At 61.8% G+C, this 12964-nt stretch carries 9 protein-coding genes; all 9 read right to left on the bottom strand.

Annotation, left to right across the window (positions count from 1 at the left end; all coding sequences use genetic code 11):
* Positions 1-143: 143 nt before the first annotated feature.
* Entirely contained in the window at positions 144-1142 is a 999-nt protein-coding gene (locus ABHR76_RS08205; RefSeq protein WP_346977314.1) for a class B sortase, read from the bottom strand.
* A 35-nt stretch (positions 1143-1177) separates the two neighbouring features.
* Positions 1178-1642: a 5-(carboxyamino)imidazole ribonucleotide mutase gene (purE, locus tag ABHR76_RS08200; RefSeq protein ID WP_346977312.1), complete on the bottom strand. Its 465-nt coding sequence runs from the start codon at positions 1640-1642 to the stop codon at positions 1178-1180.
* Between the two features lie 483 nt (positions 1643-2125).
* Positions 2126-5440, bottom strand: coding sequence for a carbamoyl-phosphate synthase large subunit (gene carB / locus ABHR76_RS08195; RefSeq protein ID WP_346977311.1), 3315 nt, complete (start codon positions 5438-5440; stop codon positions 2126-2128).
* A gap of 1 nt (position 5441) precedes the next feature.
* The gene (gene carA, locus ABHR76_RS08190; protein ID WP_138374286.1) at positions 5442-6881 is read right to left on the bottom strand and encodes a glutamine-hydrolyzing carbamoyl-phosphate synthase small subunit; all 1440 of its coding nucleotides are present in this window, start codon (positions 6879-6881) and stop codon (positions 5442-5444) included.
* A gap of 206 nt (positions 6882-7087) precedes the next feature.
* Positions 7088-8053: a hypothetical protein gene (locus ABHR76_RS08185; protein ID WP_346977309.1), complete on the bottom strand. Its 966-nt coding sequence runs from the start codon at positions 8051-8053 to the stop codon at positions 7088-7090.
* Between the two features lie 19 nt (positions 8054-8072).
* Positions 8073-9845: an ABC transporter ATP-binding protein gene (locus ABHR76_RS08180; protein WP_346977307.1), complete on the bottom strand. Its 1773-nt coding sequence runs from the start codon at positions 9843-9845 to the stop codon at positions 8073-8075.
* An 82-nt stretch (positions 9846-9927) separates the two neighbouring features.
* The gene (locus tag ABHR76_RS08175; RefSeq protein WP_346977305.1) at positions 9928-10623 is read right to left on the bottom strand and encodes an NUDIX domain-containing protein; all 696 of its coding nucleotides are present in this window, start codon (positions 10621-10623) and stop codon (positions 9928-9930) included.
* A 21-nt stretch (positions 10624-10644) separates the two neighbouring features.
* Entirely contained in the window at positions 10645-11949 is a 1305-nt protein-coding gene (gene purD, locus ABHR76_RS08170; RefSeq protein WP_346977303.1) for a phosphoribosylamine--glycine ligase, read from the bottom strand.
* A 118-nt stretch (positions 11950-12067) separates the two neighbouring features.
* On the bottom strand, positions 12068-12964 hold an 897-nt coding region (locus ABHR76_RS08165), incomplete at its 5' end, for an adenylosuccinate synthetase (protein WP_346977301.1).

The following is a 12964-nucleotide window of genomic DNA, read 5'->3' as shown; positions in this document are numbered from 1 at the left end:
ACGCCGTTGTGTGTCAGGTACATCCCACAATCAGCCGCCGAAACATCGGCCTTGGCTTCGCGCAGCCAAGCATCAACCGAAGGCATCGATTTGCCGTTCTCAAGCATCATTTCTCCTTTCACCGTCATTGAGTAGCCCATAATCTATTCCTCGACCGGCGTGAGCACCATGACGGCACGTGTGTTGCTCAGCGATAACGAACGACAGGTCACAAGCGTTACGACCTTGGTTGCCGAAGCGGCACGATCGATGGCATCGCTCGCCACGGCAGAGGCACCGTCGAGCATCTCGGACAGGTAGTTCTTGAGCCCGTCGTCGCCCTCAAAATTGGTCGTGCGCGCCTTGGCATACGTGTCCTCGACAACTTTGGTCGCCAGTGGTCGCAGTTTATACGTAGCATCCCGTGTGATGTAATACACGAACTCGATGCTATCGAACGTTGCCTGATCAGTGGTGTCCGAAATCACGTTGAACATCGACCCGTCATTCATGTGGTGGCCGTAGATCGTGGTCTGCTGATCCACCATGCCCGGCGCGGTGTCATTGCTATCCAGGAAAATGGCCCCGGATGCATTGGCCGTACCGTCGAACAGCGTGTTGAGGTATTTGGAGTTGTTGTTGGTCTGCACCACGGGATAGTTGATGTTGGTTCCCGGCGCGTAAATCCAACCCACAACCTCGGGATTTGTCTGGGCAAGTGCATCGAAGTCGATAATCGGCACGCCGCTGGCGTCCTTATCGCTTACATATTGCTTCTCGATTTTCTGGTACGAATCGCTTGCCTGTTTATAGCCAATCTGAGCATTGATAAAGATAGCGGCGGCGGCGACAATCAGGCCGATGCCGATGATGATGAGCAGAATGGGAATAATGGAGCGGCGCTTTTTGCGCGGCGGCTCGGTGTAATCCGACGGCGCGGCATGCGGTGAAGACCGGGGCGGCTTCTTAGCGTTGCTATAAGATGAAGGTCGATATGCGGCTGGCGCGTCCTGTCGACGATGCGTCGCCGGCGTCACGGGGCGCGGCGCGCGCGGCTGCTGAGGAGAGGATGTCCGACCCTGCTGTGCCGCATGGGCAGCACCCGGCTTCGACGGATCGGGAATCTGAGAAGCCTTGAATCGTTTTCCCTGATAGTCGGACATGGCTCTCCTTATACTGCGGTGAAACGGCGGAACGCCTAGGCGTCGGCCATCTCCTGCTTCATCTTCTCGATAACCTTGCGGTACTCGGGGTCGCAAGCGCCTAGAATCTGCGTGGCGTAGATGGCGGCGTTCTTGGCGCCGTTGATGGCAACGCAGGCCACGGGCACGCCCGAAGGCATCTGCACCATCGACAGCAGCGAATCCATGCCGCCCAGGTCACTCGTCTTCATAGGCACGCCGATGACCGGCAGCGGCGTAAAGGCAGCCACGACACCACCCAGGTGAGCGGCCTTGCCGGCGGCGGCGATAATCACTTTGATACCGCGATCGACGGCAGTCGAAGCCCACTCGTGGACCTTCGCCGGTGTGCGGTGTGCGCTCGCAATGACGAGCTCATAGGGCACACCGAGCGCCTCGAGCTCGGCGGTGCAACCTTCCATAACGCCCAGATCGGACTTGGAGCCCATGATGATCCCGACAACCGGCTTTTGATCTGCCATAAACAAAGACCTCCTGTTGAGAACGGCGACGCGGCGGATCCGCGACCCTTAACTACTGAGAGTAGTATAGCTGCTCCCGTCCCTGCGGTCTGCGTGGTGCTTTGCGGGCGGGCCAGGCTTTATCTTCACTCCGGTTGCTTTGCAAAGTCGTTCAGATAAAGCCTGTCCCGCCCGCAAAGCACCCCTCGACCTACCGGGGATTGCTATGACGTACGTTGGCTGATTTGATTTGAAATGGGAGGTTGACGAGACTGACAGGCCCCATACAAAACGTGGGCCCTGCCGTTCGAACGAACGGCGGGGCCCACACTCATTTTCTATTCAGCCCTAGTCATCGCTCAAAGCCCCTTCGGCGGCACACGGTGCAATTGAGTCACCGTAGGCCGGGGCGGGAGGGGCCGTGTTTCCTCCTGAGCGACTCTGCTTGCAGCCGGAGCGAAAGGGGGAAATCTCGGCCCCTCCCGCCCCGGCCGGCCAGGTCAACTACACCGTGCGCTGCGGCAGGTCCTGCAGGGCGATGACGTCCATGCCCATGTCGTTGGCGCTGCCGTGACCCTGCTGGTCCTCGCGCACCGCCTCGATGGCACTCACGTAGGTGTTGGCCGCAGACATCGCCGTCACGCAGGTCACACCGCGGCGTACGGCCTCGGTACGTAGCAGGTAGCCATCGCCACGCGAACCCGGGCCGTACGGTGTGTTGATGATTACCGCAATCTTGCCATCGGCGATGAGGTCGCCGATGTTGGGACGCTCGCCGTCGTGCGGGCCGCTGATCTTCTCCACGACTTCGCACGTCACGTTGCCGCCGCGCAGCACGCGCGCCGTGCCCTCGGTGGAGCAGATGTCAAAGCCCAGGTACCGCAGGATGCGGGCTACCGAAAGGATATGGCGCTTGTCGCGGTCGCACACGCTGATGAACACCTTGCCGCTGCTGGGATCGGGCAGCTTGTAGTCGATCGCCAGCTGCGTCTTGGCGTATGCCTCGGGATAGCTCTTGGCGATACCCATGACCTCGCCCGTCGACTTCATCTCGGGCCCCAGGATAACGTCGGCGCCGGGGAAACGACCCCAGGGCATAACGGCTTCCTTCATGCAGAACCAATCGAGCTGACGCTCGTCGCTCGGCAGGCCCAGGCTGGCGATGGAATCGCCCGCCATGATACGCGCCGCGCACTTGGCCAGCGGCACGCCGGTGGCCTTGGAGATAAACGGCACGGTGCGGCTGGCACGCGGGTTGGCCTCGATCACGTAGACGGTCTCGCCCTTGATGGCGTACTGCACGTTGACCAGGCCGCGTACGCCCAGCGCCATCGCGATGCGGCGCGTGGTCTCGCGGAGCTTTGCCTGCAGGCTCTCGCTAAAGCTGAACGGCGGAATGCAGGTCGCGGAGTCGCCGGAGTGAATACCGGCCTCCTCGATATGCTCCAGAATGCCGCCGATGTAGACCTCTTCGCCATCGCACAGGGCGTCGACGTCGGACTCGATCGCACCCTCCAGGAAGCGGTCCAGATACACCGGGTAGTCGGGGCTAATGCGCGCGGCCTCGGCCATGTAATCGCGCAGGTGCTCGGCATCGTAGGCGATCATCATGCCGCGGCCGCCCAGCACGTAGCTCGGACGTACCAGCAGCGGGTAGCCAATGTGTGCGGCAACGGCCTCGGCCTCCTCAAACGAGGTGGCCTGACCCGCCGGCGGGTACATGATGCCCAGCTTGTCGAGCAGGGCGGCAAAGCGCTCGCGGTCCTCGGCAAAGTCGATGGCATCCGGCTTGGTGCCCATGATGTTGACGCCACTCTCCTCGAGCATGCGCGCCAGCTTAAGCGGGGTCTGGCCGCCAAGCGTCACCACGACGCCGTCGGGGCGCTCAACATCGATAACGTCCATGACGTCCTCGTAGGTAAGCGGCTCAAAGTAAAGGCGGTCGGACGTGTCGTAGTCGGTCGAAACGGTCTCGGGATTGCAGTTGACCATGATGGTCTCAAAGCCGCGGGCCGCCAGCGCGTAGCTCGCATGCACGCAGCAGTAGTCGAACTCGATGCCCTGGCCGATACGGTTGGGGCCGGCGCCCAGAATCATCGCCTTGGGCTTGTCCGCCGGCGTGGTCTCGTCGGGAGCTACGCACTTCTTGGCATCCGGGCTCGTGCGGTAAATGTTCTCGTAGGTCTTATAGTGGTATTCCGTGGCGCTCGAAAACTCGGCGGCGCAGGTATCGACCGTCTTCATACTGGGAACCACGCCCAGACCCTTGCGGTAAGCGCGAACAAAGCGCTCGTCCGAGCTGGTCAGCGCGGCGATCTCGGCGTCGCTCGTGCCGTACTGTTTGAGCAGGCGCATCGCGTCGGCGTCGATATCCTCCACACGCAGGCCGCGGATGCTCTCCTGGACCTGCACCATGTCATTGATACGGTTGAGGTACCACGGATCGATACCGCAGATGGCATGGATGCGAGCGATGTCCCAGCCACGGCGCAGGGCCTCGACCACAAAGAAGATGCGGTGCTCGGTCGGCGTTGCCACGGCTTGAGCGAGCTCATCGTCGCTCAGTTTGTCGGCACCTTCCTTGCCACCGGCGCAAATGCCCTGGTGGCCATCCTCCAGCGAGCGCATAGCCTTGCCAAAGGCCTCCTCAAAGGTGCGACCGATCGCCATGATCTCGCCCACGGCCTTCATGCGCGTGGTGAGTGTGGGGTCGGTACCCTTGAACTTCTCGAAGGCAAAGCGCGGCACCTTGACCACACAGTAGTCGATTGTGGGCTCAAAGCAGGCGGGCGTAGCCTTGGTGATGTCGTTGACGATCTCGTCGAGCGTGTAGCCCACAGCCAGGCGCGCGGCGGCCTTGGCGATGGGGAAACCCGTGGCCTTGGAAGCGAGGGCGGACGAGCGGCTCACGCGCGGGTTCATCTCGATGACGATCAGGCGGCCGGTGTTGGGGTTCACGGCAAACTGCACGTTGGAGCCACCGGTCTCGACGCCGATCTTCTCCAGAATGGCGAGCGAGGCCACGCGCATGCGCTGATACTCAAGGTCGGAGAGCGTCTGCGCCGGCGCCACGGTGATGGAGTCGCCGGTATGCACGCCCATGGGGTCGAGGTTCTCGATGGAGCACACGATGATGCCGTTGCCGGCGTGATCACGCATGACCTCCATCTCATACTCTTTCCAGCCCTCGATGGACTCCTCGACCAGCACCTCGTGGGCAGGCGAGAGCTCCAAGCCCTGGCTCACGATGGAGACGAGCTCCTCGTGGGTATGAGCGATGCCGCCGCCGGCGCCGCCGAGGGTAAAGCTCGGGCGCAGTACGCAGGGATAACCCACGCGCTCGGCGATGGCCTCGGCGTCGGCCACGCTGTAGGCATAGCCCGAGCGCGCGACCTCCAGGCCAATCTCGGCCATGGCCTCGTTAAAGAGCTTGCGGTCCTCGCCGCGCTCGATAGCGGCCAGGTCGCAGCCGATCATTTCGACGCCGTACTTGTCGAGCGTACCGTCCTTTGCCAGCTCGACGGCGGCGTTCAGACCGGTCTGGCCGCCCAGCGTGGGCAGCAGCGCGTCCGGGCGCTCTTTCTTGATTACGCGCTCGATAAATTCGGCGGTGATGGGCTCGACATAGGTGCGGTCGGCAAGACCCGGGTCGGTCATGATGGTCGCCGGGTTGGAGTTGACCAGGATGACCTCAAAGCCATCCTCCTTGAGCACCTTGCAGGCCTGGGCGCCGGAGTAGTCAAACTCGCAGGCCTGGCCGATAACGATGGGGCCCGAGCCAATGACGAGGATGCGCTTGATGTCAGTACGTTTAGGCATGTTAGTTCTCCTCGGTCTCAGCGGTCTCGGACTCAGCAAAGTTCCAGCCGGCAAGGCGGTCCTTCGCGGTGTCGATGTCCAGGTAGTTCTCCTCGCCGTCCATGAGTCGCGTAAAGGCGGTAAAGAGATAGTGGGCATCGGTGGGGCCAGGCGAGGCCTCGGGGTGGTACTGGACCGAGAAGCACGGTGCGTCGAGCAGCTGGATGCCCTCGGCGGTGCCGTCGTTGAGGTTCACATGTGTCAGGCGAATGCGACCAAAGCGCTCGTTCATCACGACCGGCGCGATTCCGCGGCGCACCCAGACGCGCAGATCTCCATCGGCCGCATGCTCGGTCTCGCCGCCGGAAAGCTCGGGGACAAGCTTGCCCAGGCTGGGGAACAGCAGGCCAAAGCCATGGTTTTGCGCGGTAATCTCCACGCGACGGCTTACCAGGTTCATGACCGGCTGGTTGCCACCGCGGTGACCGAATTTAAGCTTTTCCATCTGGGCGCCGCAGGCCAGGCTGATCATCTGATGGCCCAGGCAAATGCCAAAGACCGGCACCTTGCCGATCAGCTGCTGCACCTGCTCGTAGGTCTCCACCACGGCGTCGGGGTCGCCGGGGCCATTGGACAAAAAGACGCCGTCGGGATTCATGTCGAGCACCTCACTCGCGGGCGTATCCCACGGCACGACGGTAAGGTCGCAGCCGGCGCGGACCAGCCCCTCCAGAATGCCGCGCTTCACACCGCAGTCGTAGGCGACCACTTTGTGACGGGCAGGAGCGGCAGTCGAAAGCGCAAAGTCATGCGTGGCAGGCAGGTCGACGGCGGCAAACTCGTGAGGCGCGGGGCAACTTACGGTCTTGACCAGGTTCTCGCCTACCAGCGCGGGCGCTGCGGCCAGACGCTCGGCAAGCTCGTCGACATCGAAGATCTCGGTCGAGATAATGCCCATCTTGGAGCCGTTGTCGCGCAGGTGGCGCACCAGGGCGCGGGTGTCGACGCCCTCGATAGCGACGATGCCGTGTGCACGCAGGTACTCCGGCACGCTGACGGCCGAGCGCCAGTTAGAAGGCGTGGCGCACATGTCGCGAACGATCATGCCGCGCATAGCCGGAGCGCTCGCAGGGCGCACGGCGTCGCCGGGGAAGGCCGACTGGACGTCGGTCTCGTCGATACCGTAGTTGCCGATCTGCGGATAGGTCATGGTTACGATTTGGCCGGCATAACTCGGGTCGGTCATGACCTCAAAGTAGCCCTCGAGCGAGGTGTTGAAGCAGACTTCGCCGGTCGCGGTGCCCTCGGCGCCGCATGCACGTCCATAAAAAATGGTCCCATCCTCAAGATACAGGATGCAGGGACCACAGGTGCCCTTGCTGGTTTTGGCCAGCATACGCTGGCAAAGCTCGCTGGGCGCGAAGGTGCGGGCGGCAGCGCCCGCGGTATGGTTGTTCGCCATAGTTCTCCTTCCCGGTCTCACAGGACCGGCTTAAAGGTGTGTAGTTAGGCCTCGCGGTATTGTAACCGTAAGCATGCCTCATGGCGTTAATTTCATCGAAATGTTTACGAAATGATAATTATGACTTTCTATGCATAATGATTTTTCTAGGACGGGGATTAAAAATCATCCCGCGAGGCTTGTGGCTCACGCGGGATGATGACGTCTTACTTTTTCTTATCCTGCTCCAGCAGTTTGGACGGTGTGCGATCGGGCTTGCCGCCGCGGAAAATCTCGCGGCCATGCAGACGATGCTCCAGATCGCGCTCGGCCTTTTCCTCGTCAATCTTGGTCTGGCTCACCACCGGGTCCTCAATCAACGACGACACCGAGTTCACCTGCTTCTGAATGCGCTCGGCGATGGTGTCATCCATACTCACGATGCGCATCTTCCAGTCGATACTCGTGGCGTTGGATGAGCTCTTGGTCCACACGAACGTCAAAATGGCGCTCTGGTGGCCGCGCGCGGGGAACATGCCAAAGAAGGAATCGTGCTGAATGTTGCTATCCTCGTCGATATAGGCGTGAACGTTATACACCACGCGGTCGATCTTATCGTTGAGCAACGCGTTGGTCGCAAGCGCCGCGGCCTGAATCTGCCCGTTGGACAGCAGCTCGAGCTCGTTGGCAGACGATGTGTCCAACACCGTCACCTCGACCGTGCCCGTACGCTCATCGGCTTCATCGACGGTAAAGTCGAGTGGGAACTGCGTAAAGCCGTTGCCCCACTCAAGGCCGCCCTTCAGCGCGGTCGAAACGGTATCGACCGAAACGCTCTCGGAGAGGTTCGCGGTGTTCAGACGACGCATCACGCCGTAGCCGATCTGCATGCCCACGATCAGCACCAAAATACCGATGACCACGGCCATCGCGGTCTTTGTAATGGTATGGCTCACCTGCGAGCCCGAAGGATCGTCCTCGGACAGCGGGTCGATATGTTTTGCCTGGCTCGCGCGGTCCTCGCTGCGCAGCTGCGCTAGCGCAGCTTTGTCACCGCGCTTGGCCGCAGCCTCCTTCTCACGCATGCGCTCGGTTCGCTTTTTGGCAAGCGTGGGATCCAAGACACCGGATGCATCGATTTCGGAGAATAACTCCGTCACTTCTTCCGGAGTCAAAGGGTTCTTGTCAGCCATAAACTTCCTGTCATATCAATCAGTCGAGCTCGTGCGCACGCGCACCTTCGAACTGCATTCGATAGTAACGGGCATAGGTGCCGCCACGGGCGAGAAGCTCCTCGTGCGTGCCACGCTCCACAACGCGACCATGCTCAACGGTCGCAATCTCATCGGCATGCTTAATGGTCGAAAGACGGTGGGCGATGATAATCGTGGTGCGGCCGCGTGCCAGCTCTTCGAGTGACTCCTGCACCGCCTCCTCGCTCTCGTTATCCAAAGCACTCGTCGCCTCGTCCAAAATCAGGATCTTGGGGTTCTTGAGAAACACGCGCGCGATGGCAACGCGCTGCTTCTGTCCGCCCGAAAGACGGCTGCCGCGCTCGCCCACCACGGTGTCGTAGCCCTGCGGAAGCGACTCGATAAAGGCATCGATGTTGGCGCGACGGGCGGCCTCGGCGATCTCTTCTGCCGTAGCGCCCGGCTTGCCGTAGGCGATGTTCTCGCCAATCGTGCCGTCAAACAGATAGACATCCTGCTGCACCAGGCCGATGGCGCGGCGCAGGCTCTGCTGCGTCACATCGCGCACGTCCTGACCGTCGATGCTAATGGATCCGGTAGCCACGTCATAAAAGCGCGGCAGCAGCGAACAGGTCGTGGACTTGCCGCCGCCCGAAGGGCCAACCAAAGCGATGGTCTGCCCGGGCTTGATGGACAGGTCCATATGGTCGATAACGGGACGCTCGTCGGCATAGCCCTCGCCCAGCTCAACATCCTCGTAGTTAAAGCACACGTCGTGATACTCCACGGCGCCGGCAGTCACCTGCAGATCCGTAGCGCCCGGCTTGTCCTGGATATCCGGCGCCGTCGAGAGCACCTCGTCCATACGTTTAAAGCCGGCGATAGCCTTCTGATACGTTTCGGCCGAATTGACGAGTGTCTCGAGCGGCGTGCAGAACAGCGAAATATAGAGTGCAAAGGTCGCCATATCGACCGCCTGCAGCTGTCCCTGGGCGACCAGCCAGCCGCCCAGCAGCACCACGATCACATAGAGCACACCAGAGAGCAGGCCATACGTCGCGGTATAGACGCCCATGGCGTGATACATGTTCTCCTTGGACAAAAGGTAGCGATTGTTGGAGGCGCGGAACTTGGCACGCTCGGTCTCCTCGTTGGCAAAGCTCTTGACCACGCGCATGCCCGCCAGAGAATCCTGCAGCTGCGCATTGATGCCGCTGATCTTTTTGCGGTTGTCGCTAAAGACCTCGCGCATACGCATGTTTTGCCAAAACATGATGACCGCAAACGCCGCCGTCACCACGGCCATGGCAAGCGCCAGCACCGGGGCGATGGTAAAGAGGATCACAAACGAGCCGATAATCTCGATGCCGCAGATGATGATCCACTCGGGTACGTGATGCGCCGCCTCGCAGATATCGAACAGGTCGTTGACCACGCGGCTCATCATGTCGCCCGAACTGTTGCGGTCGAAGTACGCAAAGCTAAAGCGCTCGTACTGGTCAAACAGGTCCTCGCGCATCTTGGACTCCATGCGCGCACCCATCACGTGGCCCCAGTAGCTCACAAAGTAGCGGCAGGCGCAGCGAACGGCATACATCAGCACCAGCCCCACCGCGATCATACCGAGCGCCTGCATAATGGCAGCCTGGCCCTGGGTAAACAGCCCACCGGTCAAATTGCGCAGGATAATGGGGAACGCCAGGTCAATGGCAGCAAGCACCAGAGCACAAACAGTATCAGCAACAAAAAGCCCCATCTGGGGCTCGTAATACGAAAGAAACCTCTTCAGCATGTGATCCTCAAAGAAATATCAGCAACGTAAGGCCCTGGGACAAAGCAATCAGTAGTACTTGTCCCAGGGCTATCCCCACTCGTTAAAGCTCCGTGCCCCCAAGGCGGTGCGCGATGCTATCGCAGGCCAAGGCGCCTACGACGGTCTTGGCGTCTTCGATCTTGCCGTCGAGCACGGCATCGATCAGCTCGTGCAGCGGCACCAGGTCCACGTTGACAAACTCGTCATCATCGGGGTTGGGCGCATCAAACTCGAGCTTGGTAGCCAAGTAGATGTGGATGATCTCATCGCAAAAACCGCAGGACGTGACAATCGACGTCAAAAAGCGAATACGACCGGCCCTAAAGCCCGTCTCCTCGTGCAGTTCGCGTTTGGCGCAATCGAGCGGGTCCTCGCCTGGATCGAGCTTGCCGGCGGGAATCTCGACCGTCACGCGGTCGATGGCGGTGCGGTACTGACGTACCAGTACGATCTTGCCGCTCTCGGTCAGTGCCACAACGGCCGCCGCACCCGGATGGCGAACGATATCGCGGGCGCTGCGGTGACCGTTGGGCAGCTCAACCTCAAGACGGTGGACGTCGAGGATCTTGCCCTTCCAGGCGCATTCCTCCGAAAGAATCTTCTCGTGCAGCTCGGCATCGTGCGGGTCGTCATCGCCCAGCACCAGCGCCGGCTCGTCAGAGACCTCGCCACCAGGCTCGCCCTCGGCGTGCCCATACATGCGGCTGTCCTCTTCGACGATCTGCGCGTCCACGAGCTCTTCGTTCTTCTCGTCCATCCGTCTCATTCCTCTCGGACTTTAGGCATCCCAGGCGTCGCGGCCGCGCAGCGCGCGCAGGCCGATGTCGTGACGCAGGGCCTTGCCCTCAAAATCAATCTTCTCGCAGGCCTCGTAGGCAAGGTTGCGAGCGTTCTCGAACGTGTCGCCCAGAGCGGTCACGGCAAGCACGCGGCCGCCATTGGTCACGAGCTGGCCGTCCACCACGGCAGTGCCCGCGTGGTACACGGTCACGTTCTCCATGGCCTCGGCATCGGCGATACCGGTGATGACCTTGCCCTTCTCGTAGCTGCCGGGGTAGCCCGCGCTCGTCAGGACAACGGCCACGGCCCACTCGTCACGCCAGTCGAGCTCAATCTGATCGAGCTCGCAGTTGGCACAAGCCAGCATGACCTCGACCAGGTCGTTCTTAAGGCGCGGAAGCACGACCTGCGTCTCGGGGTCGCCAAAGCGGGCGTTGAACTCCAGCACCTTGGGGCCGGCGGGTGTGAGCATAAAGCCGCCGTACAGGCAGCCGCGGTAGTCGATGCCCTCGGCAGCGAGCTCGGCCACGGTCTGCTCCATGACCGCCACCATGGTGGCGTGCTCCTCGTCAGTCACGATGGGCACCGGGCTGTAGACGCCCATGCCGCCGGTGTTGGGACCAAGGTCGCCCTCGAGCGCGCGCTTGTGGTCCTGCGAGGTGGCCATGGGGCGCACGGTCTTGCCGTCGGTAAAGGCCAGCAGCGAGCACTCGGGGCCGGTCAGCATCTCCTCGATGACCACGGTGTTGCCGGCATCGCCGAAGGTGCCGCCAAAGCACTCGCGCACGGCCTCCTCGGCCTGCTCGAGCTCGGTCGCCACGATGACGCCCTTGCCTGCGGCCAGGCCGTCAGCCTTCACGACCAGCGGTGCGCCCTGCTCGCGCACGTAGGCGAGAGCCGAAGCCTCGTCGGTGAACGAGCCGTAGGCGGCCGTCGGAATGCCGGCACGCTCCATGAGCTGCTTGGAGAATAGCTTGGAGCCCTCCATACGGGCACCCTCGGCACCCGGGCCAAAGCAGGGAATACCCGCCGCGCGCACGGCGTCGGCCACGCCCGCCACGAGCGGAGCCTCGGGGCCAATTACCACGAGTCCGCATCCGTGGCTCTGAGCAAACGCCGCCACGGCCGCAGGATCGCAGTCGTCGAGAACAACGTTCTCGCCGCAGCTCGCGGTGCCGCCGTTACCCGGCGCGATGTAGAGCTTGCCGGCGCGCGGTGATGCTGCGAGCTTAGCTGCCAAAGCATGCTCACGGCCGCCGCTGCCCAACAACAGGATGTCGATGGTTTGAGTGTCCGCCTTCAAGGGTGCCTCCTCTATGGATTAACGGCCCGCTCCGCGCGAGCCCTTTGCAAGCAAATATACCCCTCGGCCGCCCGTCCGGGCTGCAAAGGGGTATATCGCAATAACCAAATAGTCCCGATTACTTCCAGAATCGGTTGATGATCTGCTCTCGACCAGCGCCAACGCCAATGAACGTCACGCGGGTGTGTGCCAGATCCTCGATAAACGCCACGTAGTCCTGAGCCTCTTGCGGCAGCTCCTCAAAGCTGCGGCAGCCGGTGATATCGCACTTCCAGCCAGGAAGCTCCTCGTAGATGGGCTTGGCGTGCTCAAAGCGAACCTGATGCTCGGGCACGCTGGTATAGCGCTCGCCATCGACGTCGTAGGCCACGCACACCTTGATGGTGTCGAAGGCCGAAAGCACGTCGAGCTTGGTCATGGCGATATCGGTGAGGCCGTTGACGCGCGAGGCGTAGTTGGCAATGGGGCCGTCGAACCAGCCGCAGCGACGACGGCGACCGGTGGTCACGCCGTACTCATAGCCCTCCTCGGTCAGCGTGTGACCGGCCTCGGACTCATAGGAAAGCTCGGTGGGCATGGGGCCCGAACCGACGCGGGTGATATAGGCCTTCATGACGCCCAGCACGCGGTCGACGTTCTTCATGCCGACGCCGGAACCGGTAATGGCGCCGCCGGCGGTGCAGTTGGAAGACGTCACGTACGGATAGGTGCCATGGTCGATGTCGAGCAGCGTCGCCTGGGCGCCCTCAAACAGCAGGTTCTTGCCCTCATCGATCATGTTGTTGAGCAGCAGGCTCGTCTCGGTGATGTAGGGACGCAGGCGCTCGGCCATCGGCAGGTACTCGTCGCAAATCTGGTCCACGGTGTAGGTGGGCAGGTTGTAGATGAGCTCGAGCTCGGGGTTCACGCGGGCGAGAGCGGTCTCCAGCTTGTCGCGGAACAGCGCCTCGTCCAGCATGTCCTGCATGCGCAGGCCAATGCGGGCCATCTTGTCCTGATAGCACGGACCGATGCC

It is taken from the genome of Collinsella aerofaciens (assembly GCF_039752985.1).
In the GTDB taxonomy this organism is placed as follows: Bacteria; Actinomycetota; Coriobacteriia; order Coriobacteriales; family Coriobacteriaceae; genus Collinsella; species Collinsella aerofaciens_BT.
This window is presented reverse-complemented; position numbering and strand designations above follow the sequence as displayed.